A 25,945-nucleotide genomic window follows, 5' to 3' on the forward strand; every position below is an offset into this window, starting at 1 on the left:
AATTAAATGAATGTCATTATACAGTGCTTATCTACCTTGTCTGAGGGAGGTGCTGTTTAAAATGGGGTGAAGAGGAATGAAGGAGAATTCGGTATTGTCCGTCCAAGGATTAAGCGGGGGGTATAGCTTGAACCGCCCTGTGCTTCATGAGATCTCTTTTAACGTCAAGCCAGGAGAAATGGTGGGGCTGATTGGACTAAACGGGGCGGGCAAGAGCACGACGATGAAGCATATACTTGGGCTTATGAAATCGCAAAAAGGTGAGATCCGGGTCCAAGGTCAAACACGGGAAGAGAACGCCGAGGCTTATCATGGCGCGCTGGCCTTTGTGCCGGAGTCACCGCTCCTTTACGAGGAGATGACAGTGAGGGAGCATCTTGAATTTACGGCAAGATCGTACGGTGTTTCCCGTGAAGAGTATGAGCGTCGTGCTGAACAGCTATCCAGCATGTTTCGTATGGAGGATAAGATGGACAGCTTGTCGGCCCATCTATCCAAGGGAATGCGGCAAAAGGTCATGATTATGTGCGCCTTTGTCGCAAGACCATCACTATACATAATAGATGAGCCATTTTTGGGACTCGATCCGCTCGGTATCCGCTCGCTGCTTGACTTTATGCTCGAGCTTAAGGCAACGGGTTCTTCGGTGCTCCTCAGCTCACATATTTTGTCTACCATTGAGAATTATTGTGACCGGTTTATCGTCCTGCACCAAGGAAAAATCATCGCACAAGGAACGCTTCAGGAAGTGGCCGAGCAGGCCGGGAAGCCGGGACTTCCTCTCGAAGAGCTGTTCTATGCTCTCATTCAAGGTGGGAATGGCGGATGAACCTACGGGAGTTATATGCCAAAAGACGAAGTCAATTCTGGGGTGAGGTTCTACCTTATCTCGGATACGTCATTCAAAGTGGTGTAGCGGTTGTCTTTTTGTTTGTGCTCATTGCCTTTTCGGCTTGGTACACCTCGTTAGTACAGAATATCCCGCCGGAATTTCCGACAAGGTGGATTATGCTTGCTGTTCTTTTCCCGTTGACGGTAAATAGCAGTGTCCGGACGTATCTTCAACATGCGGATACCGTGTTTCTTTTGCCACAGGAATCAAGAATGAATCAGTATTTCTCCAAGGGCTGGGTAGGAGGAAGCATATACAAAATAGCCGGAATGATCCTTGTGGTGCTCACCTTATGGCCGCTCTACATACGAAGTGATCTGTTTCATAAGCCGCTGATGGCTACCATTCTTGTGCTCATCGGTCTGAAACTTCTATCCAGCTATGGAAGTTGGAAGGAGCTGAGCATGACCTCACGGGGTTCTGCTGCTGCTTACCGAGCGCTGAGGTGGGCTGTTATTGGACTCACCATAGCATCTTGGCTATGGTATCCGAGTTTGCGAAGTCTAATATTTATAATTCTGATCGGTGCGGCCTACTTCGCATCCTTGACTATTCCGGCGAAGCATTCGGTAGCCTGGGAGCGGCTCATTCAAGTGGAAAAAAGGCAAGCGGGCCGGGTAATGATGGTACTGAGCTGGTTTGTCAATGTTCCTCAGCGGGAACAGCGGGTGTATGCCCGGAAATGGCTGTCCCGCTCTGGACGAGGGATTCCTTGGCGTAAAGATACGGCTTATCGCTACTTGCTGGTTAAAAGCTTAGTCCGCAGTGATATCTTTGGCATTCTGATCCGTGTAGGTGTTCTCGGAGCATTGCTTGTCTGGTGGACACGCGATAGTTTTGCCTCAAGTGCCGTTTATTTGGTCAGCTTGATGATAGCCGGTCTGCAGCTCTCGTCTCTACGCAAACTTCATCATGAATCCTTCTGGTTACATGTATATCCTCTGCCGGAAGGTACGCGTCGGGTTAACGAGGTGAAGCTCGTGTTCCAGGTACAGCTGTTATGGGCGGTACTCATGTGGCTTCCGCTGCTTGCTTCACTTACGATAACACCGGGACTCGTACTTGGAACGGGCGTTTGTGGGGTTATGGTCGTTATCTTGTTCCGTTTCGCGGCCATGAGAAGGGGGCGCAAGGAAGACGAAGACGACGATTTATAGATTTAAAAGAGGCAGAAGTGTCTAACAACAAAGGGGCATCTCACAGGTCAACGTACCTTTTGAGATGCTCCTTTTATGATGAGTTTTTTATGCTGATGGAATAGAAATTTTATATATTTAAGATGTTGCAATTATATCCAGCAAGCACTTAGGATGATGACGAGAAGGATAAAGAGTACCAGAATGGTTCCTACGCTTGAGCATCCGCCGAATCCGCCATATCCGCCGTATCCACATCTTGTTTCTTCAACTGCCCCCATGTTTATTCCCCTTTCACTAGGTTGTTGTTGGTACACGGTATTGTATGTAGGCTGGTGTTCAACGGTATGGGCAAGTGTTTATTTACAAATAAAAATAAGACCGGGAGATCCCGGTCTTACGTTGTTCATATATAGAGGTAGTTCTTAAGCTTGTTTCAGGTCCTGAATGCCTTTGTATACAAGGTCAAACAGGTCTTCCAGATGTTCCTCTTCGATACAGGAGAAGGCAATCCGGAGATCATGTTCACCCAAGGCGATGGTTCCGACGCCATATTCATGAATCAGATGTGTGCGGAGCTCTTCAGCTGAAACGTCGTTCAGCTTAAGACACATGAAATATCCGGAGTTGAACGGGTAGTATTCCCATACATCACCGTATTTACCGCTATCGAGAAGAGATTTGACCTTGTTCGCACGGCCTTTCATAATATTGAACTTCTCATGTTTCTGCGTTTCAAACTCCGGCGACTTCAGCGCATCAAGCACAAAGGTCTGGGAAGGATGGGAGCCGCTTGAGATCGTTGCGCGAATGATTCCGAGTGTTTTCTGCTCTAGGGCGGACAACACGTCTTTGTTTTCTCCTGCGTAAGTTATAAAACCGACGCGGAAGCCCCATACGAATTCTTCCTTGGTGGCTCCGTCGATCTTCACGGCCAGCACACGTGGATGAAGATCAGCAAGACGTCCGAAGAGAGATTCTTTAAGTGAATCTTCGAAGAACAGACCGAAGTACGCGTCATCTGTTACGGCAACGACGTTGACACCAGCTTCAGCAGCTTCCAGAATAGCAGCGATGATCGCTTCGCCTTCTTCAGCCCCTGGCGTATACCCTGTCGGATTGTTCGGGAAGTTCAGAAGCACGATGGCTTTGCCTTTGTCCTTCTGGCTTAGGAGCGCTTCGCGAAGGCCCGCAGCATTAAATTTCATGTCTTCTGTGAATAGAGGGTAGTTCACGGTAACACCATGACGACGGATGCCGAAGGTGAGCTCATAGTTCTCCCAGTTCTTATCCGGATATACGACTGCATCGCCTTCATTCACAAACAAGTCCGCAACGATGCTCAGTCCATGGGTTAGAGCGTTGGTAACAACGGGGTTACTAAAGCTTTTACCTTCAAGAGACGGATTTTCCTGGATCATCTTGTTTCGCCATACGGAACGCAGTTCAGGTTTTCCTGCAGGTGGGGCATAACTGTAAAGATCCTTCGGCTGAAAAGCCGACAGTTTATCTTGAATGACTCCCAGATGCATCGGGATTCCGCCTTCTGTGGCAATACCGATCGTGGCGTTATATTTTTTGGCATGACTTGACGCTTCCGCCGATTGACTAAGAATGCCTTCTTTAGGAAAATAAATTTCTCTTCCAAGATTAGACAGCATGTCATACACATGAGGACTTCCTGCTTTGATGCTTTCGTTCAATTGTCCAGCCAATGGGTTCATGAGTTGATTCCATCCTTCCGAATACTTTTGGTTAAGGTGCAGTATCTCTCATTTACGATTTCATTGCCTAATATTATAACACTTCACCGTGAAAGCGTCACGGAAAAGGTCATGCTTCAGGCGTGGAAGGATGGTATTTGCATATCAGCTCAGCTGTAAGGGTATCTCGGTTCTCATCACGGTTTTTCAGACCGTCCAGGACTTTGTCCATCCTGCGTTTTTTTAAGTTTTGCCCGAATTTGAACTTGGCCGACATCTTGGACGGAACCAGCTTGATCAAGGCAACCCCCTTTAACTGAGGAACATAACGTGGATCTTCGGCGTTAATCGGATCATACCCTCCTTCAGGCTGAAGCTTGAGCATAAAAGCGCCCAGAGCCCTTGCTTTTTCCTCGAGATCTTGTACAACAACGGCATCTCCGCTGGCGGTAACACTTTTGAAAAATGCGGTGGCCGGGCAGGCCATGTCGGGATTGGAGAAATAAGACGGAATCAGCGCGTATTCATCCGCTACACTGAAACTGACTTTGGGATTTTGAAACAGGTGATCCATCTTCTCCCCGGCCTGACTTCCATGAAAATAAAAAGCGCCTTCCACAAACACGAAATTTAGAGGAGTGACTCGTGGACAGCCTGATTCATCAACGGTACCTAGAAACCCAAAGCTCATCTCCGCTAAAAATTGTTCAACTTCCTTTGGATCCTCCACCATAAACTCATTTCTTCGCATGGTTGTTAATCTCCCTCTTTTTATAATTTCATCCAGCATACGGGGAAGATTGACAAGAAAAAAGAGCCAATATACATTAATTAAATTAGTCCATTTAACGACAGGAGGGGCAGCCATGGAGCTTGGTCTACCCATTGATTCCTACTTGGAGAAGTATCGGTATAAATATTTGGCCTTATATCATGCTTTGCGGGATGCGATTATTAACGGTATGTTACCGGAGGGAACAAGGCTGCCTGCAACACGTGAGCTTGCCCGGCAGTATGGAATGTCGCGGGGTTCGGCTGCACAAAGTTATGATATGCTTCTTGCCGAAGGTTACGTGAACGCTATGACAGGCAGCGGGACTTATGTGGCAAGGGGAGCTTCGCTTTCAAACAAAGAGATCGAGCCTATAAACAGTGGTCCGATGTTATCCACATGGGGACAACGTGTATTGGACATGATGTCATCTCCAAGTGGTCAGACTGAAGGGAATGCGGAAGAGCTCTTAGCATTTACAGGAGAGCGGGTGGCTTCCGAAAATTTTCCGTATACGGAATGGAAAAGTTTTTTAGGTCACGCAGCCAATGAAGCGAAAGAGGGAATATCTCGGGAATCGTTCTCTGCCGGCCATATGGAACTCCGCCGGGCGATTGCCGGACATTTGAGATTTACCCGGGGAATCCAGGCGGATGCTGATCATATCGTTATTTTCAGCGGATCGATGCAGGGTATTGTCCTTCTCTCTCAATTATTAATAAATTCGGGCGATCCGGTCGTCCTTGAAAATCCCGGATATCATGGGATAAAAAATGCTGTACAATCTTGCGGCGGAATCATTGTGCCAGCGGAGGTTGACAGGTCTGGTCTTATTCCGGAGGACTGGAATGCAAGGCTCTTATTTGTCACACCGAGCCGTCAATATCCAACTGGAGCTGTACTGTCTTTAGAACGACGGAGAGAACTGTTGAAATGGGCAAGGCTTCATCAAGCGATCATTATTGAGGATGATTATGATAGCGAATTTCGCTGGGGCGGTCGTCCAATGGAGCCGCTTAAAGCACTGGATGACGGAGGGCATGTGATCTTTATTGGATCTTTCTCCAAGACGATGTTCCTCGGTTTGCGTCTTGGATACGCCGTTCTTCCAAAGGCGTTGGTGAAGCCGGTGATCGCCGCCAAGGCATTGTATGAGCCAGTGTCATCGTCACTGTTGGAGCAGCGTGCCTTGTCTCTTTTTATATCAAGGGGAGCCTACAGTCGTCATCTGCGCCGGATGACCCGGCTGTATGGAGGGCGACATCGGTTTTTTTGCAGTCAAATGGAGGAAAAGGCAACACATCTGTTTCAGCTGGAACCGGGTGATGCGGGTTTGCATGTCTATGCGAAATGGCTTCACGATGGTGAGACGTATGAGCTTTTTAAGAAGGCCGCACGCAAGAGAGGCGTGGAATTCAGGGATGCGGCTGTATACCGGTTTTCCCCCGGCTCGCCGGCGGCATGCTTCGGATTCTCCCATCTAAATGAAGAACAAATTGCAAGAGGTGTCTCTCGAATGGCTCTCGCATGGGAGGACATGCAAAAGTAAAAAAAAAGGAGTATCATGGTGATAGAGAGATAGATTAACTTTGGAGAGACAAGGGGGAGTGACGTGATGCTGAATGCATCGCTGTCTTCTTTTGTAATCAAGCCCGCCTTGGCCAAAATCGCCTGCGAACCGGGGTGGAAGTGGCAAAAGCGCGAAAAGCCGATGCAAAATTACGACTTGTTTTACGTGTGGAGCGGGGAAGGGACCGTAGTGCTTAATGACAAGCCATTTGAGGTAGGAAAAGGAAGCTGTTTCCTGTTCTACCCTGGTGATCATACGAGTGCCACACATAACCCTCAGAAGCCGTTAGTTCTAACCTACATACATTTTGATGTTACCGATCCTGTCAGCGAGGTGCCGGCGCCTTACCGGAGGCTGAACGAGACAATGGATTTTGAATATTTGCTTGCCAGATACGTTCGGCTGTACCTTGATCAACCTTACGGGGCAGAAGAAGAAGGAAAAGTCATTTTAAAACAGCTGATGATCTACCTGCTCAGGGAAGACCGTGATACACCGGTGATTAAGAAAGCGAGCAATCATCTGACTGAAGCGATTCATGAGATTGCCAATTACGTCCGCCTTCATCCGGGGATACCGCACCGGGTTGAAGATCTGGCGGCAAGGGCCGGGTTGTCTCCGCGCTATTTTTCGATTAAGTTCAAGGAGCTTATCGGCACGCCGGTACAGTCATATATTATCAAAATGAGGATAGAGCGGGCTCAGCATCTATTGCTCCACCAGGGAATGAATGTGACGGAGGTGGCTGATGCTCTCGGATATAGGGATATTTTCTTTTTCAGCCGCCAATTCAAGCAGTACACGGGGAGAAGTCCTTCTGAGGTTCGCTAAAGCAGGATAGCTCTGGTTCACGGGGAAATTGTAAGGGTAATGCTCCGAATAAGGTCTTGGAAAGACAGAGAGGGGGGGACCGGCAATGAGCCAAAGAAGACGGATGCGTAGCCTGATTTGTAGCTGCGGAGGCTGTGGCATTTTTAGAAACCGTTTGCGTCGGTTTAAGAATACGAAGCCCGAAAAGGATTTGTGGTTCTAATTCATTCATAATACATTTCAGCACCTTCGTTATTTCCCGGGAGGAATTATCCTACCGTCGAACATAGCGGGGTGCTTTTTTGAAATATTTGATTATATGTTTCACGTATAAATAATTTAATATTTCTCGATGAAACGCTCTCCATCCTTATGTAGGATGCCGAAGGCGTTTCTTCTTGGTTGGTATGCTATTGAATCTATGTATGGCGGATACTAAGATAGATGGAACGTAGGGAATTTTAGCACTGGAACAATCAAGGTCTGAAGGAGAGAACGGATGAGAATAATGGGGGAGTTAACAGGGAAAACAGCGCTCGTAACAGGGGCTTCCAGCGGCTTCGGACTTCTGATATGTCTGGAATTGGCGGGACAGGGATACCAGGTGGCGGCGGGAATGAGAAGGCCGGAAGGCTCGGACAGACTGCTCAGCTTAGCAAGGGAAGCAGGATTGGAATCACGGATTCATGTGGTCACGCTGGATATATGCGAGCCGGAATTGGTAAAGAACGCTGTACTTGAAATTGAGAAGTTATGGGGGCGTTTGGATCTTCTTGTGAACAATGCGGGTGAGGCCGTTGGCGGATTTGTAGAAGAGGTGCCGCTTGAAGCATGGAGGAAACAGATGGATGTGAATTTCTTCGGAACCGTATCTGTGACACAAGCCGCCCTCCCGCTCATACGCAGAACAGGAAAAGGCAGAATCATTTTTATGAGTAGTATTAGCGGAGTAGTCGGATTTCCGGGTTACGGACCATATGCCTCCTCAAAGTTCGCTGTAGAAGGATTTGGTGAATGCCTCTCACTGGAGCTTCAGCCGTTAGGAATCGATGTGGTGCTGATCGAACCCGGTGCGTATGGTACAGCCATATGGAGTAAAGGGTTTAGTGATATTAGCGCACAAGAGGGATCTCCCTATAGGGCTATGCTGGATGATGTGCTGAATTTCTCAAAAGCAACCGCCAAAAGCAGCGGCGACCCACGAGAGGTGGCCCATCTGGTAGGGGAAATCGCACGGATGAAATCTCCCCGATTCAGATATCGGCTGCCGAAGGGCACCCGTATGACCGTTACAGCCAAGCTGCTGCTGCCTTACCGGATGTTCCAGCGCATCGTGTTGAAGACGCTAAGCAGGAAGCGCTGAAATTCAGGAGCTCTTGGCAGACGGTTCGTGGAGCAGGCCGAGCAGTTCTCCCATCTTGACTTTGTCGCCAAGCTTTAGATCACCGCGAGGCGTGAAGGTTCCGTTCTCCGTCAGCAGGACGACGGTAGAGCCGAATTCAAAGTAGGCAAGGTCATCGCCGTTGCTCCATTCATTCGTCTTCTCGTCGGTATAACGAATACTGCTGACATTCATAGCGCCAACCTTAACAACGGCCACTTCGCCGTGTTCATGCCTGATATATGTAATGAGTCTTTCGTTGCGGCTGAGTACATTTCGGATATTGGTGAGCGCAAAATCGTTCACCGGATACACCTTGCCCCGGAGATGTTCGCTTTCCGCTTTCTTACCGGTTACCGGGGAATGAATCCGGTGGTAGTCGGTAGGACTCAAGTAAAGCACGAATACATAGCCATTAAGATAGTTCCCCATCCGTGGAGAATGGTTCAGCAGTTCGTCGACGGTATAATCCTGGCCCTTTACGTTCAAAATGGTTCCCGCTTTGACGGGGCCCATGCCTGTGATAAGGGCGTCAACAGGACTGGTCATGGCGCCCGCTGTTTCATCGATTGCGCGCATGCCCATTTTTAGACGGCGGGAAAAAAACTCATTCAGCGAACGGTATTCATGTATTTCTTTTTCAGCCTCATGGGCGGGAATTTTGTATATTCGAATAAACGTTGGTATGAGATAACGGCTCCATCTGCTGTGGGAAAAGCTACCCATGATGCGGGATACCCACTTTCGGGAGGACAGTTCTGTCATTAGCCTCAGTAATTGTTTAGCCATGTAATTCTCCTTTGTGCTTGCATTAACAAATAGCGTTTTTGGATATATGCGCACTCTGCATTATATTGACATAGAATAAGGGCTAAATCAATAAAAAGGGGATTTTGAAAAAAAGGGGCTTGCAAATTCAGGAAGGACTGGTGTATTTTAAAGTCAGCTTAAAACCGAATATGGAATACGGGGGCTTGAGTGAATCAGGCTGAGACTGCAGATGTTGATCCCGCTGCTGACCGTTAATCTGAACTGGGTAATGCCAGCGTAGAGAATATCCGACCCTGATAGGGCCTATTTTCCGTCTGCGCATATTTTCCAGACGGTTTTTTGTCGTGTTTGTTAATTCAATTTGGGGTAAGAGAGGAGAAGCTGTGATGCAATCTGGTGTTGAAGCAAAAAAGAATGGAAATGTTAGAAGGGGACTGCGGCTTAGTGATATTCTTGTTACGGTTCTGGTCTCGCTTGTTCTAGGTGTGGTATACCATTTCTGGGGTTCGGTATACAGCTTGTTTAAGCCGTTATTTTTTGAGGCGGATGAGATGTTGTACGGCATGTGGTTTGCAGCAGCTCCGCTTGCTTTTCTGTTGATTCGAAAGCCAGGGGTAGCATTAATTGCAGAGCTTGCAGCAGCGCATGTTGAAGTGCTGTTCGGAAGCGGCTGGGGATTGAATCTGCTTCTGTACGGTATCATACAGGGTCTGGGAGCGGAACTGGTATTTGCCGCCTTCCGTTACCGGAAACATGCTGCCTGGACTGTTGCTCTGGCTGGTGCAGCGTCTGCAATCGGTTCGATGGTGATGGATTTCTATTTGGCTTATACAGACAATTATGTGTGGTGGATGTTTGTTGCCAAGTACAGCATGCGTGTTGCAAGCGGTGCGTTGATTGCAGGACTTCTGATGTTCGCTTTGGCCAAAGCATTGGAGCGGACAGGTGTAACCTCACTGCTTCGACCTGCTTCAGCCAAAGATTATGAAGCTCTAGATGATCCGCGCCATGTGTGAGAACCCAGGTGATCAGCATTCAGCGAGTGCCGGCGAAGGAATGGTACCATTCTCGCTGTATGTGGAAGGATTGCGGCTGAAATTTGCGGGTGAAGATCGGCTGGTGTTTAAAGATCTGTCTTTTGCTGCCCAAAAAGGGGAAAAGGTGCTTCTGCTCGGACCGAGCGGATGCGGTAAATCCACATTGCTTCAGGTACTCAGCGGGATGATACCCCATGCGATAGAGGTGCCGATGAAATGCTCGGATCAACGGATTCCGTCTTCTTGGGCGTATGTGTTTCAAGATCCGGACACCCAGTTTTGCATGCCGTATGTAGATGAAGAACTGGCCTTTGTGCTCGAAAATCTTTCTGTGCCACAGGAAGAGATGACTGGCCGGATGCAAGAAGTATTAAGTTCCGTTGGCTTGCGCTTAGAAAATTTACATATTCCGATCAGCCATCTCTCTCAGGGGATGAAACAACGCCTTGCTCTCGCATCGGCGCTGCTCCTTCAACCGGAGGTGCTGTTTCTGGATGAGCCTTCAGCGTTGCTGGATCCGGAAGGCCGGGAACAGATTTGGGAAGCTGTGAAGTCCGTTTCAGATGGACGGACGCTCATTATTGTAGAACACCGGATTGAAGAAATGGCAGCTTATGTAGACCGGGTGGTGCTATTTGGCCCGGATGGCGTGATTCTGGGCCAGGGAAGTCCCGAGGTCGTGTTTACCGTATTTAAGAAAGAGCTAACGGAATACGGGATCTGGTATCCGGGCGTATGGGATGACTATGCCGGATCTCCGGCCGGGACGGAAACCTTCCGACCGTTAACTTCGGTAACGGTAAGGACAGAGGAGCTATGTGAAGATTTAGACGCAGAGGGTGTGTGTGGTGTCAGCGCTGCCCATGTAACAGAGTTATCCACAAATTCGGGTAGCAGCAATATTAGCCGAATTAATCGATGGCATGGTGGTGAGCAGGAAGAACTTCACTCAGGGGGCGTGAATCAAGACCCGGTACTTGAACTGAGTGATTTCACGGTGCTCCGTAAAGGGCAGCCGGTTGTGGCAGTTGATAAAGCAACGGTTTATCCGGGCGAATTCGCAGCCGTCATCGGGCCGAATGGAGCAGGTAAAAGCTCGCTGCTGCTCGGTCTGATGGGACTGCTTAGGGCGGAAGGGGAATACCGTCTTGGTGGAGATATTGTCCCGCCAGGGAAAAAGAGAAAGGAACGAAAACTCCGGCAAGGAATGCTGGGACGAATCGGCTTTGTATTCCAAAATCCAGAGCTTCAATTCGTCACAGAACGAGTCCTGGATGAAGTGGCCTATTCTCTGCTTGTGGACGGAATACCGCTGGAAGAGGCAGAAATGGCTGCGCGTGAATCCCTGAAGCGATTCGGGCTTAGCCGGCTGGAGCAGCGTCATCCATATCAGCTGTCGACTGGTCAAAAGAGAAGGTTAAGCGTAGCAACCGCAATGGCACGAGAACCAGAGATGCTGCTGCTGGATGAGCCAACGTTTGGACAGGATGCGCGGAATACGTTCTCCATATTGGAGATGTGTGAAGAATTGCGCCAGGCAGGTACAGCTATTCTGATGGTAACCCATGAGATGCAAATTGCCCAAAATGCGGCAACTCATATATGGGAAGTCCAGGAGGGGAAGATTATTTCGCAGCAGGCTTCTTCCAGATTGACGGCCAGTCCCATAGGTGAAAACAGAGCTGCTGATGAGAGTTCGGGGGAACGGAGCTTGATGCTATCGGGGGTGAGTCGATGAATTTCTGGAAGCCGAATCGGCTGACTTGGCTGCATCGTGCGAATCCTGTTGTTAAGCTTGGGGTGCTGATGGGACTATTCTTAATGACCGTGTTGACGCATGATATTGATTTTGTTATGTATCAAGCTGTTATTTTTACCGTGTGTCTGTTGGTCTTAAGTGGCATAAAGCCTTGGAAAATGCTTCTGTTCTTCCTTCCGTTTGCGATCGCGTTTCTATCTTCATCTTCCTCGATGATGCTGTTTGGTCGGGGCGAGAATATATGGTGGGAATGGGGATTGTTCCGTGTGTCGGAAGAAAGCTTCTATCGGGGGCTGCATCTTGGGTTTAAAGGAATCACGTTTGCGGCTGAGGGTCTTCTATTCGTCACAACAACATCCTCAGTAGATCTGTTTTACGGATTGATGCAGAAGCTGAAACTTGCTCCCAAATATGCTTACAGCTTCATGGCTTCCATTCGGCTGCTGCCGATGGTGTGGGAGGAATATTTGGCCCGCCGTCAGGCACTTCAGATTCGTGGATTGCGGCCGATTCGAGGAGTTAGGGGCGTGGTGCACAGAGCCGGTATGTACGCTGTTCCGCTACTTGCCCAGAGCATCCGAAGGGCCCACCGGGTGGCGGCTGCCATGGAGGCCAAGAAGTTTAACGGGGAGGCCGGTAAACATAGAACCTACTATTATGTGTCCCGGTTCACCGTGTATGATGTGCTCATCGTTTTTCTGCTGGCAGGAGCTGCTTGTGGGGCCTATGCCATTGCCCTTCGGTATCCTTGGTTCGGGATCGCAGATGTGCGATTTAATTGATTTTGGAAATAGATAGTGCTAAACTGCATGTGAATACTTTCCTGCTACCGTATAAAGCGGAGCTTGCCGAGATCTCGGTGGGCTCCGCTTTTTTTCGTGAAGTTCTGCGTAAACCGTGGGAAATGTGCCTATTTTACTAGAAGGAGTGATAGGAATATAATACCAAATTAATATAATTTATGATAATATAGTAGCGATTTTACTATAGGTTTAAATACTAGACAAGATGAACCAAAACTTTCAAGTCTGAGCATCACTACGAATGCGGATTATTCTTACGATCGCTGTTTTGAAAACGCATTAAAAATATATTAAGGAGAGTGGGTCATGATGAAAATGTACTTTAAGAGTGTGCTTGCCGGTTTAATCGCAATAAGTGCTGTATTTCCATTTATGGGTACTGAAGAGGTTTCAGCAGCTACGAAATTTAAGGATGTCCCAGGAAATCATTGGGCAAAGGACGCTATCTATTCGGCGGTAAATAAGGGTTACTTTAAAGGGTATTTGGATGGAACGTTCCGACCTAGCGCCAATATTACCCGAGCAGAATTTGCTACATTGATGTCGAGAGTGTCCAATAACATGGTTGAAGATGGGCTTGGTTCATTTTCAGATATTAAAGGGCATTGGGCTGAAGCGGGTATTACGAAAGCCATTGGCATGGGGTTTATTTCAACTATGGATTACCCAAACGGCTTTAAACCAGGTACTTCACTGACAAGAACGGAAATGGCGAAGTGGATGGCTTCGGGGTTGGCTGCTAAGAATGAAGATTTTAAACAGGCTCTCTCAGATACAGAGGATACATTGGTTCCGGTGGCCGAGTATCACAAAGGCGGTTTAAATAAATCGGATTATCCTTACGTATCTGTAGTGTTGGGAACCGGTCTTATGGCAGGATATCCTGATGGAACCTTTGGACCAAGTAAAACAACAACCAGAGCAGAAGTTGCCGTTATCTTGGCTAGATATGAAACGGTCCAAGATAAGAAAGCGAGTTCGTATCAAGATCTGAACGAGATGAGAGAAGTCGGATTGACTGGTACGAATCTGTTGTCGGCTACGCCGCATGTTTACGGTAAGATTGCCGGTACAGATAAAATAACGAGTTTTGATAGCTTCGCTAATAAACCGTATACCATGATGTACAATCGGGGCACGATGACGGTTCATCGAATGATCGTGGTGGATGCAAGTACTCCGAATAAACCAAAAAACTTGTATGGAAAAATGTTCTTGGATAAGGATTTTAGTTGGTCTGTAAGAAAAGACTTATATAATGTTTTTCTGGAAGCAACGGTTGTTCCTAGCGATGATACTTCACTAACAAATGCAGCATTTCCGGGAGCAACACTCTATAACTTCACAAGTGCATTTGGTTTCAAGAGTGGTACTTTAGCTAAGTATGGACTCACTGTTTTGCCAGAATCAGATAATTTTCTGAAAACAGGATTCTTCAAAAAAGATGTTCCTCGGCGTTTTTGGATGCACAGATACCTGAACAGAGAATGGAAACAATATGATAATGGTGGTTCAATGGGAAAATATAATACCCTATCATCTTTTTACATTCCTAGACCTGAATAGAGGTAAGGATAGTTATGAAGAAAATAAGAACAGTTACTTTACTTACATTAGTGTGTATAACAATGATATTTTTCGGTCGCGATTTGATCTTCGCTGCACCTGTTGGTGTGGTGAGTTCAGAACCCGAAGACACAGCAGACTTAAAACCACCGACATTTATTCCGGATGCTAAAAAGGGTCCGACAGCTCACCAAAAAAAGATTACTAAGGTAGAAGGTGTACGTGATTCAGAACCGGGAGTGTACTGGTATCAAATTGATGATGGACGATTTCGAGCAGAAAGTTACCGAGCTCCAGGAAGATTCATCTACACCAATAACATTGGTACTGATTTTAATCCGTGGCCAGGTGTAGCTGAGGTCGTAGATAAAATTGAGATGAAGAGCAGTCCTTTATACAAACCACATGAATGGACAGATTATACTAAGGGTGAAAACAAGTATCATCCAAGTAAAATTTCAAATGAGATAATAACACAAGTTAGAACGATTGATGGTAGACAAGATGAGCAGTCTGAAATAACGGCACTTCAGATAACAGATCTTAAAACTGCTGTTATGATTACCTCAAAAACAGGTAAAAAGTCTATGAATGAGAATCTTTATAAACAATTCTTAAGGGAGGACACAGGAAATAAAGCTTGGAGTGATGCAATTGGCGGGTACTTACCTTGGACCAAATACAAGTTTGGGTATTACACACCAATTAACATTTACTGGCGTGGTGATATAGTTGAACAAAAGAAAATAACGCTAACCGGTAAAACATCACTGAAGGTTGGAGAAGAAACGAATTTAAAAGCTGCTGTAGCCACAATGGCAGCTGGTCAAACTGATTATGGTTCACCGGTGGATGTTTCTACGGGGATTCATGAATGGAGCTCTAATAACAAAGGTGTCGTCGAATTGGTTGGGAACAGTGGAAAAATAAAAGGAGTCAAAAAAGGGTCTGCAAAGATCACAGCTGTCTGGAAAAAGGATGGTTATGAATTGACGGCCACGATTACCGTAACGGTTAATGACGGACCACCATGCAAGCCAGGAGAGCCAGGATGTGAAGAGACACCACCCCCACCACCTATGTGTACAGTACCGAAACCAGGAACAGTGATACCTGGAAAGTACATGGATCCGGTTGCTACGGCGGTCATAAAAGCTGATCAACGAGGCAGTGAACAGTTTGATGTTCTGCAAGGAATACCGACATCTGAGAGTTTATACGGGAATATTCTTGCCAGAAATTATCTCTATCAAAATAAGTTCGTAAATATGACGGGTACATGTACATTTACGGTGAATGTTGAAAAAACATGGACATTGACTTGGGACCCTGGAAAAGAAATTACTGTCGATGGAAAAACGGAGACTGTTTCGGATCCGCAGTCTGTTCAAGAACCCGTAAATCAAACTCATAAAATTGAACGTCCATATTCTTTTTGGGCGATCGATAATTTAGAAGTTTACAAGATTGATCAGGGAACACTTGAAAACTATGCTTTGCCAGGAGACAAGATAACAATCTTTCCGGAAGGATACCATGAGCCAGAGTTTACTGTAGAACAAACGGGGAATTTTTATCCTCCACGAGATCCGGGAACCGTTACAGCTCCGGGAGACAGCAAGGATGGAGGGAAGAGCAAACCGTCACCTCCGAGCGAAGATTTAAAGAGCTTCGCTGAAGACGCCGTGGGTAAGGTTGAAGTTACTAATGATTCGCTGGATTTTAACAGTCAAACCATCATGAATGGTGAGCGAGTGGAAGAAAAAGGACCTAAGCCGGGAAGTATTCCTGCGCCAACGCAGATAGGACAGGACGTATTGTACAGTCCCAACAATATGATCAGCAAAGATAAGATCAATAAAGCTAACACAACAAGCAAGGGTGAGATTTTCTACGGTCTGATGCCCGGGAACATCAACGGCGGCAGCGACCAGAAGTTTTCAATCCATGGAATTAATACGGTTACTGTACATACTCCGGTAGTCAATTACTCTTCGGTGACGGATGATCAGGCACATAACCAAAAAACTAACCCGAATTATTCTCGGGCAGCGTTCATCTTAGATAGGCCATTTAAAGTACGAATTCCTACGAATGGACAGCATGTGAATTATCCTGGTTATGGGAACAGGGATTATGCTAAGTACTTCCGAACAAAACAAGTGAAATTCCCTTTTGATACGTACAACGGTAGCCGAACTATATTCTACCCGAAAGAAACCTGGATCGATATACCCGTTAACCAGTTGGATACAGAATTCTTCTTACCCGTGTGGGTGGACGAAGGTGATTACCAAGTGGATTTTAGGAATATTGCTGAGAATGCCCCTGCGGTTTTTTCAACCCAGCCAAGCGCAAACCAGGATTTGAGCCACCATGTGGCGACTGATATTGAACCAGTGGAAGTTATTGGACGAGTATACGATTTTCGAATCACAGATATCGTCGATTACAACTGGGAGACCGTATTTCGCACGCAAAAGGGAAGCGCAACGCCGCGCGGCACATTTTATTGGACCGGTCAGCGTGATATAGATGGAGATCCTAGAGGTAATCAGCTTCCGTATACATTGCCTATCGCACCAGGGAAACATCCACAGCAAGGATATAAGAACATCTCTGTGAAAACAGGCTACCACTTCAAATTTGATCTCAAAACAAAAGGGAATATGTTCAGTACAAGGGATGGCATCTCGATAACACCGAGCTTCGATTTTGTGAAAAAAGATGGTTCAGGCAGGCAGCCAGTAGATCTTTATTATCACAGCGGTAGCCGGAACTTTATCCGAGTTGGGTCGCCTCAGGACACAGAGAAGCGATATGTGATTCTTAATGAACGGCTCCGAAATGTGCCCCAGAGTGAAATGCAGGATACGGCGTCGTATTTGTACAATCACGGCGGAGCATCCGGCGGGATGTCGGCTCAGGCTTATGCCAAGCTGTATATGAACAAAATCTCCAAGAGTAAGACATGGGTTGGGCGTTATGACTGGATGCTACTGTCTTCCGGAGTGCGTACCCTGATCGGTCCGAAGACCGGACTTCCTCCTTCGGTGAATTCAGAAAGAGCTAATGCAGCTGTTCACCGATGGTATGGAGAATACAGTATTCCTTCAGACGTTTACGTTGTCAAAAAGGGAACCGATCTCGCCGCTTATGGCCGCGGAAAGGGGCTCGACGAGAAATCGGACGTTTTTCTGAAGAAAGGTTTTATCGTGGTGAACTTCAATATTGAGACCATTCAAGACGGTAACACAGCTTGGCCACATCTCCAATACATACATGCCCCTCTAATGAATCAGTGGAAGCTGGAGGGGTTTAATAACACGTATACCGATCCGTATGGTAACAGGTTTGCACTGACCGATGGTGACACGGTGTTTTATCACGCGGATCAGTCCAGTAAGAAAGACTTTTCCTCTCAGGTACCTCATTAGTGGATAGAGGGTCATTTCAAGTTGAGGGGATATTCATCAGCCAGGCGCTTAAAGCGTCTGGCTTTTAAGATTGGAATGCGGATTGGAAGTAAGTTTTACCGTATAAGAAAAAGCAAAAGTGATATAATGTTTTTCGACAACTAAGTTTACAGCTGGAGGAAATGATGTGGAAACAGAAGGACAGTTAAAGAAACAGATCGGGCTATCGGTAGCCATGTCCATTGTTATCGGTACCGTTATAGGATCAGGCATTTTTATGAAGCCAGGGGTTGTCATTCAATATGCGGGTGGTTCAACGCTTGCTCTTGTCGCATGGCTCCTCGGTGGAATTATTACGATTGCGGGTGGTCTTACGATTGCGGAAGTCGGAGTGCAAATTCCGAAAACCGGAGGACTGTACGTTTATATGGAGGAAGTGTACGGCAAGATTTGGGGCTATTTGTGCGGGTGGATGCAGACAATCATTTATGGACCGGCGATTATCGGTGCATTGGGGCTGTATTTTGGACTGCTGCTCGCCAACCTGTTCTACTTGTCCGAAGCATGGTATCTTCCGCTTGGTATCAGCGCTGTTATTTTCTTGGCAACTGTTAACAGTCTAGGAACCAGGTATGGCGGATCGATCCAGACGATAACCACGCTTGCAAAATTTGTACCGATTGTGCTTATTGCTGTGCTGGGAGTCTGGAAAGGTAACGAGCAGGTATTCAGCAGTGGTAGTCCGGTCATGGATCAGCTGGGGATGGGAGCGGCAATTCTGGCAACTTTGTTCGCTTATGATGGATGGATGCTGCTGGGATTCGTGGCTGGTGAGATGAAAAATCCCGCAAAACATTTGCCAATCGCCATTGTTGGTGGCTTAACCGTAGTAACCATCGCATACTTGGTGATCAACTTCGCAATGTTGAAGGTGCTTCCGGCTTCCGAAATCGTCTCCCAGGGGACGGCTTCTGCGGGGAAGGTGGCGGAAATTTTAATGGGGGGGATCGGTGCCAAGATCATCAGTGTTGGTATTCTGATCTCTATATTCGGCTGTATGAACGGAAAAATCTTAACTTTTCCCCGAGTACCTTTTGCTATGGCGGAACGACACCAGCTTCCTTTTTCGAGAATTTTGAGTAAGGTTCATCCGAAATCGCGGACACCTGTGGCTGCCATTGTCATGCAGGTGATCCTCGCTGTCATTATGATGGTGCTCAGTAATCCAGACTATCTGTCGGAGATGGCGATTTTCGCTATTTACCTGTTTTACATTATGGCGTTTATTGCAGTATTCATTCTGCGAAAGCGTCGTGCAGATCTGAAGCGGCAGTACAGTGTCCCTCTGTATCCATTTGTTCCGCTAGTAGCGATTGCAGGCTCGCTGTTTGTGGTGATCAGCACGCTGTTGAACCAACCGGCTGACAGCTTATGGGCGATCGGCCTGACGCTGATCGGACTGCCTGTATATTATATTTTGCAGAAGATATATCAAAAAGGGTAAATGAATATAAGGACTATATGACTTGGATAAGGACTGAACGCAAGTACGTTCGGTCTTTTTCATGCGAGAAAACCCCGATATAAGAACTTATGTTCGGTTAAGTGTCAAAAAAATATAGCATTTCCTGTGGAATACCGGCTCGAAGGTAATATTCCCGCATACTTTCTTCATGCATGAGCGCTAAATCAGCTGTCAATAAAGCAACGGCAAAACGATTTGCCTGTCTTTCGAGTTTACCGGGGCAGAAGTAAGAATGCTCTTCCAGAAATAAACGGCTTATCCCCTTATGGAGACGGTCGTGTCCCAGTTCATGAGCGCATACAAACCGCTGCCATTCAGCAGGAAGATGGGAATTGATGACGATAAACCGCCTTCTGAGCTTGCGGAAATAGAGTCCTTTGGTTGTTTTGCCAAGATCGGCGTACCGGATGTGGATTCCAAGCGCCGAAGATAATTGAAAGGGGCAGTTGGTATGATGTTTTTTGATCAGCTTGCGAATTATTGGTTGTACCAGATCATCCATGCCGTTTCACCTGCAACATTATTGTAGTGTGTTCGTTCTTTATCCATTATTAGAGGTTGTTCAAAAAATCCGCTTTTGATCACGAAGTGAATCAGGAAGTGGGCTCGGCATCGAATCTTGAATTCAGCCGGTCCTTCCGGTGCTCACGTACCCAAAACGTACGCTCCGCTCCTCAGTCCCTAGCTTCATCCAACTCAAGCGTTTTGAAAAAACGCACATCGGAAGCATATGCTTCGGTGCTGAAAACCGACCTTTTTGAACACGCCATTATCAGAGTTCTACTCTACCGTTTTTTGTTCCGTTTATTCATCTGTTTGGCTTCCCAAAACAACCCGGTCAACACATCCTTGATTCGCTGTTTGTCTTCCTGATCCAGTGGAATACCGTCGAACATCAGATCTCCGTCATCTTCCAACATTTTTTTGAAATCCCTCTTATCCTTGTACGTTGCCCATTCGGGAACAGGTATGTCTACTCCAGACTTCTGGTCAGTATGCTCACTCTCCAAATAACCCGCCCGCTTCATCAGCTCCTCATAGGAGCCGTCCAATGCATCAGCAATTTTGCGGATCGTTTGCGGTTTGGGGACGCCCCTTAGACCATTTTCAATACGCGATATTTGTGATCCGCTGATCTCAGCGGCCTGAGCCAACTGATTCATGCTCCATCCACGTTCTTCCCTTAACTGTTTTAAGTATGAACCAAATGATTGCTCCACGTTCCGGCCACTCCTTACCTTCGCCCATATAGCTTCTTATTAGTAATAGTATAGACAGATCGAATGCTTTTGCCAACAGGTAAAAGAAAAAGAGATATCATTGCCAAAAGGCAAGATAAACGGAGGTAAGCAGACGTCCATAACGATAGATTAGGAATTTTAGTATTTTACGGTAATGCCCAAATAGTGGTATATTGTATTTGAATACGAACAAAAATACGAACAGTGAATGCTGAATGTTTTGATGCCAAATGGCAAAATAATCATTGTTGTGGGATATGGGGTTGAGTGTAGCAGCGCTGTTTTACATTAATACGACTTTCTAAAGAGGAGCGAATTGGCATGAACTCTATTTTACCGGAATTGGATCGCAGAAAAACCCAAATTGCTGTTGAGGCGATATTTGAAAAGTATCGTATCTATAAAATGATTACATTTGAAGTAAGAGAGGCGAGCATGACTGCATCGTATACGGAACGATTTCACGGACCGACTAATGTGACCTCAGATCAAACGGCGAAGATTGCCATATATAATGTAGATGTTCCTGCGGCAAGGAAGGATTATTGTGAGATGATTGAATCGATCGTGGGGCGGCTTAGTGAGCGTGAGCAGCTACTGATACGTGAGAGATATATGAAGCAAGACGATGTATTTGATTATAAGGTGTACAACCATATTCTTGAACCGCCAGTTAGCAAGGATACGTATACGAAGATCCGCACCAAGGCCTTTTATAAAATGGCTCTGGTCTTTGCGGACAGGGGGCTGATAAAGCTGTCGGAGTTAGAGAAGCTGCAAAATGTAAATCAGGTTGATTGTTATGGTTTATTCAATAGAAACCGGAGGACCTAACAGGTCTTCCGGTTTCACATCATTGAAGCGGCATGTTCCTATCAAATTCACCGAGAGGGCGCCCTCTTCAAGCGACGCAGGAGGTAAGGGGGTGGTGAATCGGGAACATCTGTGAAATGCTTGTAACAATTCCTTTCAAATCACTCCCACAATCCAAAAATATGTGGTAAAATGAAATAGAACATACGTTCGGTTTCGAAGGGGGGGTGAATGTGTGTCAAAACAAACATACAGAACTTATCAAATTTGGATCAAGCCCGGCCATCGGTTGTACGCGTACGCGGAGCAGATGTGTCAGGACGCCAAGAATTTGTACAATACGACGAACTTTTATATCCGCCAAGTGTTTACGGCACTCAGGCAGGACAAGCCTCTTCAACCCTTGCAACAACAAGTCATGGACACGTTACTGACGAACATCGGATTGATGAACGTACGCCAACTTGAAGCCCATCAGGCGAGACTTCAGAAGCAGCTTCTGAAACCAGCCGACCAGCGGAAGGACTCCCGCTGCCACCTGTTCGAATTGCCGACGAAGGCGTCTCCTTATGTGGATTATCCCTTTCTCGATTGTCTGTTCAAGACGATGGAACAAGCGGATTACCGGGCGCTCCCTGCACAATGCAGTCAGTGGGTTATGAAGCGTGTATTTTCCAATTGGCAATCTTTCTTCGCCAGCATTACGGATTATCGCGTGCGACCTGACAAATACGCCGGAAGACCGCATATTCCCGGCTACGCCCGCACCAAGACCAAGGAAGTCGTTTTCACCAATCAGGATTGTGAGATCAAGGATCGCAAGTACCTCAAACTCCCAAAGACGAAACAGCGGCTCAATATCGGCAAGCTCGGCTATACAGAGGGAGATTTGAAGCAGGTACGCATCGTTCCGAAATACGGGCAATATGTCGTGGAACTGGTATTCGCTTGCCCAGTAGAAGCGACGGATGTCGCGAAAGAGAATGCGCTGGCGATTGATTTGGGCATTGATCAGCTTGCAACCATCGTCACAAATACGGACCATCGACCGGTATGCGTGAAGGGCAAGCCGATGAAAGCAATCAATCAGTATTACAACAAGTTGAAGGCACATTATACTGGGATTCTCCGCCAAGGCAAACAACCGCAGGAAGGTGCATTTTCATCCAAGCGACTAAATCGGCTGCATCTGAAGCGTCATCGGAGGATTAAGGACTTGTTTCACAAGACGAGTCATTATATTGTCAGACTAGCTGCCGAGCAGAAGATCGGGACAATCGTCATCGGATACAATCAGGGATGGAAGGTGGAATCCGATATGGGGCGGAGCAACAATCAGTCATTCTGTTACATTCCACATCAGATGCTTGTTTCGATGATCCGGTATAAAGCCGCAGCACTCGGAATCGAAGTGATTCTCACCGAAGAGGCGTATACGTCGAAGGTCAGTTTCCTGGATCACGACCCATTGCCCAAGTATGAAGAAGGAGTTACAAGGGCCTTCTCGGGCAAGCGGATTCATCGCGGGTTGTATCGAAGTCGGAAGGGCCTGATCCATGCTGATGTGAACGGAGCAGCGAATATCATGCGTAAAGTATTCCCAAAAGCATCCGCCAATGGGATAGCGGGGTTGGTCGGTAGCCAGTCCGTCAACGTGTCAACTCCACTGATGTTAAGCATCCAGTAATAAGCAGAGATGATACATCAGAAACCCCCACTTCAATCGAAGCGTCAGCATAGGTAAGTGGTGGGAGTATTCATTTATGCTGTACAACTATTTAGACAGTGGGACAGAGTGTGTCTAAATACTTAGACTTGCGCTGCAATGTTACAAATTCAACCTCTTCAGCTTGTTATATAGTGTTGCCCTTGAGATGCCAAGTTGTTTGGCAATGGACAGCTTATTTCCATTAGCTGATGCTAGCGCTTGCAATAATAAATTCCGCTCGAATTTATCGAGCTCCGCTTGAAACTTTGCACCGTCCATCTTCATAATGTCTAAGTTATAGGACATTGGATTCGAAACTGGGATATGCTTATCCCCTGAATAGATATTGTCAGGTAAATATTCGCGTCGAATCTCACCATCGGTGGAGAAAATCACTAGTCGCTCTATTGTGTTGCGCAATTCCCTGATATTGCCCGGCCAGTCGTAAAGGAGCAGATCTTCAAACACATCGGGAGCAATAGACTGGATATGCCGACCGTAAATAAGCGAGAATTCTTGCAGGAAGGATTGCGTCAATTCGTAAATATCTTCTTTGCGTTCACGCAAGGAAGGGATCTCAATGGAAACCACGTTCAATCGATAGTACAGGTCCTCACGAAAGCTGCCCTCGGCAATCATCTGTTCCAGATTGCGGTTGGTTGCCGCGATGATACGGCAGTCGGTCCGCTTCAACTGTGTGCCGCCAACGGGAAAATAACTTCGCTCTTGCAGCACACGAAGCAGTTTGACCTGCATCTCCAGCGGCATTTCCCCGATCTCATCCAGGAATAGGGTGCCGCCGCTCGCGAGTTCTACTTTTCCCTTTTTACCTTTGGGGTCCGCTCCCGAAAACGCTCCCCGCTCATAGCCAAACAATTCACTCTCGAACAAGGCAGCCGGAATGGCTCCGCAGTTGATGGCAATATACGGAGCACTGCTCCCTTCACGGGAATCATGGATTCCTTTGGCGAAAAGTTCTTTCCCGGTGCCGCTTTTTCCTTGAATGAGGACCGTCGCTTTGGTTGTACTGATCTTTCGGATGGTATCGATACTATTTTTGATGGTTTTGCTTGTTCCTTTGATATGTTGGAAAGGATCGCTTGAAGGACTGAGCATGGCGACTTCCTTCTGTAAATGATGGACCTTGGTCGTCATCTGGAGCAATTCTTGATGGAGTCTCATTTGTGTAGTCAGATCGGATTCTGCCGCTACAGCGCCAATGATCTGATCATCTAAGGTGATGGGATTGGAATTAATGAGGACAAACATGTCATGACGAGGCCGATGTTGCATTTTATGGGCTGATTCGCCGGTCTTGAGCGTTCGGAGCGACTGTAAACGGTCAACTTGGAAAAAATCCGAAGCGGGCTTCCCAATAATCTCGTCCCTGCGAATTGAGAAGATGTGCTCCGCGCCGGATGTCCAGACGGCCACATGGCCTTCCTCGTTGATCAGTGTAATCGCGACATCGGGATTTAGCGTTTCCAAGGTCGTGGAGAAAAAAGCCTCCAGATGCCGAAACGCTTGCAGCGTGGCTTCGATCACATCGCTTGATGAGATGTAGCCAACAGGTTTGCCGTTGCGTTCCACAATAGCGAGAGGGGCCACTCTGAATGCTTGAGTGATGCTTTGTAAAGAATCATCTATATTTACAACAGCAACATCCATTACACAGGATTGGTCAAGAAGTTTGGAAGCGGTTTCTAATTGCAGCAAACCATAGCGGCCCTGACCGTTCTCCAAGAAGATAGGAACTCCAATAGCCTCGTGTTGAGCGCCCTCAAGCTCTGACAGGTTAGACAGATGAATCATACTGTAATCTGTACGGATAAGGCATTCCAGACTAGGCAATACATGTTTCATTCCGGCGCCCCCTATAAATGATGATAAACGTTTTATCATGTTTGTATTATTAGGGTCATTATACCTAGCCTGATTTTCAGTGTAAATATTATTTGAACATATTGCTGAGAACCATCCATAGATTGGCTGGTTTCTCGGCCAGTCGGCGAGTGTAGTAGGGATACCACATCGTGCCATAAGGCATATAACAGCGGATACGGTAGCCTTCTTTGGCTAATTCAGCCTGATCATTCATCCGTAAGCCGTAAAGCATCTGGAACTCAAACGCATCCTTGGTGATGCCATTCTCCTTGGTGTAGGATTTGACCCAGTTTATGATCCGGTCATCATGTGATGCGATCGCTGTATATACGCCTCTGTCCAAATGCATCTTGATGATCCGTTTGTAATTGTCAATCACCTCACTCATTTGCTGATAGGCAACCTTTGAAGGTTCTTTATAGGCTCCTTTTACAAGCCGGAGATTGACTTTAGCGTCGATCAAGTGTTTAACATCTTCCTCCGTGCGAAGTAAGTATGCTTGGATGACGGTGCCGACATTGGTCAGACCCTCCGCATGCAGCCGGAGTACAATATCAATCGTGGCTTGGGTGAAAGGCGAATCCTCCATATCAATTCGGACGAAATTGTTATGTTGTTTAGCTTGGAGCACGATCGAGCGGATGTTATCGTAACAGACTTGCTCGTCGAGGGCCAATCCCATCTGCGTCGGCTTCAGCGATACATTGGAGCTGACTTTCCGCTCAGCAATGCCTTCAACAAGCCTGATATATTCTTCCCTGTATGCTGCAGCTTCGTTTAGGTGCGAAATGCCCTCTCCTAAATGATCCAGCGTCACCATCATTCCCTTGTCATTCAGACGCTCAATTTCGTCCAGTGCTTCAGCGAGTGTGTCGCCTGCAATGAATTTACCGGCCAATTTCCGACCGTATTTCATGGCAAGTTTCTCGACCATACGATTGCCGGAAACCGACAACAACGTTTTGCGATAAAGTTCAATGTGATCCAAAGATTATTTCCCCTTTCAAGAGGTTTGTTGTAATAAAGATACTGAATCGACATATTTTTAAGCAAAATATGTGCCAAATAGCATTGAGTTTGAACTTGGCACGATAATTGCTTTGTATCTTTGGATGAGAAGGCGATATATCTAAACAAATCGTGAGAGGATGGTTGTTC

At 46.8% G+C, this 25,945-nt stretch carries 21 protein-coding genes and 1 riboswitch; of the genes, 13 read left to right on the forward strand and 8 right to left on the reverse strand.

The features are described from left to right. Positions 1-76 precede the first annotated feature (76 nt). Together B9N86_RS04040 and B9N86_RS04045 are read left to right on the forward strand one after the other, a co-directional pair. The gene (locus tag B9N86_RS04040; protein ID WP_208917880.1) at positions 77-829 is read left to right on the forward strand and encodes an ABC transporter ATP-binding protein; all 753 of its coding nucleotides are present in this window, start codon (positions 77-79) and stop codon (positions 827-829) included. Beyond that, entirely contained in the window at positions 826-2,049 is a 1,224-nt protein-coding gene (locus B9N86_RS04045) for an ABC transporter permease (RefSeq protein WP_208917881.1), read from the forward strand. Before B9N86_RS04040 ends, B9N86_RS04045 begins: the two co-directional genes overlap by 4 nt. A gap of 131 nt (positions 2,050-2,180) precedes the next feature. Here the strand turns inward: B9N86_RS04045 and B9N86_RS29945 are convergent, their stop codons facing one another. The 3 genes from B9N86_RS29945 to B9N86_RS04055 form a co-directional block, all read right to left on the reverse strand. Continuing rightward, complete coding sequence (locus tag B9N86_RS29945) at positions 2,181-2,309, reverse strand: YjcZ family sporulation protein (protein WP_210190638.1); 129 nt, start codon at positions 2,307-2,309, stop codon at positions 2,181-2,183. A 144-nt stretch (positions 2,310-2,453) separates the two neighbouring features. After that, on the reverse strand, positions 2,454-3,752 hold the full coding sequence (locus B9N86_RS04050) for an aminotransferase class I/II-fold pyridoxal phosphate-dependent enzyme (RefSeq protein WP_208917882.1): 1,299 nt from the start codon (positions 3,750-3,752) through the stop codon (positions 2,454-2,456). Positions 3,753-3,861: 109 nt separating this feature from the next. Beyond that, entirely contained in the window at positions 3,862-4,482 is a 621-nt protein-coding gene (locus B9N86_RS04055; RefSeq protein ID WP_208917883.1) for a pyridoxamine 5'-phosphate oxidase family protein, read from the reverse strand. Between the two features lie 115 nt (positions 4,483-4,597). On the opposite strand from B9N86_RS04055, the gene pdxR reads away from it, so the two are divergent. The 3 genes from pdxR to B9N86_RS04070 all read left to right on the forward strand — a co-directional run bounded on the left by pdxR (position 4,598) and on the right by B9N86_RS04070 (position 8,246). Then, a complete protein-coding gene (gene pdxR, locus B9N86_RS04060) occupies positions 4,598-6,052 on the forward strand; it encodes a MocR-like pyridoxine biosynthesis transcription factor PdxR (RefSeq protein ID WP_208917884.1) in 1,455 nt (484 codons plus the stop codon). A 66-nt stretch (positions 6,053-6,118) separates the two neighbouring features. Then, complete coding sequence (locus tag B9N86_RS04065) at positions 6,119-6,904, forward strand: helix-turn-helix domain-containing protein (protein WP_208917885.1); 786 nt, start codon at positions 6,119-6,121, stop codon at positions 6,902-6,904. A 478-nt stretch (positions 6,905-7,382) separates the two neighbouring features. Then, complete coding sequence (locus B9N86_RS04070; protein ID WP_342193561.1) at positions 7,383-8,246, forward strand: SDR family oxidoreductase; 864 nt, start codon at positions 7,383-7,385, stop codon at positions 8,244-8,246. Positions 8,247-8,249: 3 nt separating this feature from the next. Here the strand turns inward: B9N86_RS04070 and asd are convergent, their stop codons facing one another. Then, the gene (asd, locus tag B9N86_RS04075) at positions 8,250-9,053 is read right to left on the reverse strand and encodes an archaetidylserine decarboxylase (protein ID WP_208917886.1); all 804 of its coding nucleotides are present in this window, start codon (positions 9,051-9,053) and stop codon (positions 8,250-8,252) included. A 167-nt stretch (positions 9,054-9,220) separates the two neighbouring features. Then, positions 9,221-9,335: riboswitch (TPP riboswitch) on the forward strand. A gap of 86 nt (positions 9,336-9,421) precedes the next feature. On the opposite strand from asd, the gene B9N86_RS04080 reads away from it, so the two are divergent. The 6 genes from B9N86_RS04080 (at position 9,422) to B9N86_RS04105 (ending at position 19,120) form a co-directional block, all read left to right on the forward strand. Then, positions 9,422-10,051 (forward strand): ECF transporter S component, encoded by a 630-nt coding sequence (locus B9N86_RS04080; RefSeq protein WP_208917887.1) that lies wholly within the window; start codon positions 9,422-9,424, stop codon positions 10,049-10,051. 40 nt (positions 10,052-10,091) lie between these two features. Next, positions 10,092-11,810, forward strand: coding sequence for an ABC transporter ATP-binding protein (locus B9N86_RS04085; protein WP_208920077.1), 1,719 nt, complete (start codon positions 10,092-10,094; stop codon positions 11,808-11,810). Further along, the gene (locus B9N86_RS04090) at positions 11,807-12,613 is read left to right on the forward strand and encodes an energy-coupling factor transporter transmembrane component T family protein (RefSeq protein WP_208917888.1); all 807 of its coding nucleotides are present in this window, start codon (positions 11,807-11,809) and stop codon (positions 12,611-12,613) included. Before B9N86_RS04085 ends, B9N86_RS04090 begins: the two co-directional genes overlap by 4 nt. Positions 12,614-12,940: 327 nt before the next feature. Then, positions 12,941-14,200 carry an S-layer homology domain-containing protein gene (locus tag B9N86_RS04095; protein WP_244562938.1) on the forward strand — a complete coding sequence of 420 codons (1,260 nt, stop codon included), beginning with the start codon at positions 12,941-12,943 and terminating at the stop codon, positions 14,198-14,200. Positions 14,201-14,262: 62 nt separating this feature from the next. Beyond that, entirely contained in the window at positions 14,263-17,637 is a 3,375-nt protein-coding gene (locus B9N86_RS04100; RefSeq protein ID WP_342193564.1) for a DUF5704 domain-containing protein, read from the forward strand. Between the two features lie 166 nt (positions 17,638-17,803). After that, the gene (locus tag B9N86_RS04105; RefSeq protein ID WP_280174965.1) at positions 17,804-19,120 is read left to right on the forward strand and encodes an APC family permease; all 1,317 of its coding nucleotides are present in this window, start codon (positions 17,804-17,806) and stop codon (positions 19,118-19,120) included. 97 nt (positions 19,121-19,217) lie between these two features. On the opposite strand, the gene B9N86_RS04110 is transcribed toward B9N86_RS04105, so the two are convergent. Together B9N86_RS04110 and B9N86_RS04115 are read right to left on the reverse strand one after the other, a co-directional pair. Beyond that, entirely contained in the window at positions 19,218-19,643 is a 426-nt protein-coding gene (locus B9N86_RS04110) for an ImmA/IrrE family metallo-endopeptidase (RefSeq protein WP_208917889.1), read from the reverse strand. Positions 19,644-19,926: 283 nt separating this feature from the next. Next, the gene (locus tag B9N86_RS04115; protein ID WP_208917890.1) at positions 19,927-20,361 is read right to left on the reverse strand and encodes a transcriptional regulator; all 435 of its coding nucleotides are present in this window, start codon (positions 20,359-20,361) and stop codon (positions 19,927-19,929) included. A 342-nt stretch (positions 20,362-20,703) separates the two neighbouring features. On the opposite strand from B9N86_RS04115, the gene B9N86_RS04120 reads away from it, so the two are divergent. Together B9N86_RS04120 and B9N86_RS04125 are read left to right on the forward strand one after the other, a co-directional pair. After that, entirely contained in the window at positions 20,704-21,216 is a 513-nt protein-coding gene (locus B9N86_RS04120; RefSeq protein ID WP_208917891.1) for an ArpU family phage packaging/lysis transcriptional regulator, read from the forward strand. A 214-nt stretch (positions 21,217-21,430) separates the two neighbouring features. Next, positions 21,431-22,882, forward strand: a complete 1,452-nt coding sequence (locus B9N86_RS04125; RefSeq protein WP_208917892.1) for an RNA-guided endonuclease InsQ/TnpB family protein — start codon at positions 21,431-21,433, stop codon at positions 22,880-22,882. Positions 22,883-23,023: 141 nt separating this feature from the next. Here the strand turns inward: B9N86_RS04125 and B9N86_RS04130 are convergent, their stop codons facing one another. Both B9N86_RS04130 and B9N86_RS04135 read right to left on the reverse strand, forming a co-directional pair. Continuing rightward, the gene (locus B9N86_RS04130) at positions 23,024-24,766 is read right to left on the reverse strand and encodes a sigma 54-interacting transcriptional regulator (RefSeq protein ID WP_208917893.1); all 1,743 of its coding nucleotides are present in this window, start codon (positions 24,764-24,766) and stop codon (positions 23,024-23,026) included. 88 nt (positions 24,767-24,854) lie between these two features. Continuing rightward, entirely contained in the window at positions 24,855-25,775 is a 921-nt protein-coding gene (locus tag B9N86_RS04135; RefSeq protein WP_208917894.1) for a proline dehydrogenase family protein, read from the reverse strand. Between the last annotated feature and the right edge of the window lie 170 nt (positions 25,776-25,945).

This window comes from Paenibacillus uliginis N3/975, from assembly GCF_900177425.1.
In the GTDB taxonomy this organism is placed as follows: Bacteria; Bacillota; Bacilli; order Paenibacillales; family Paenibacillaceae; genus Paenibacillus_AQ; species Paenibacillus_AQ uliginis.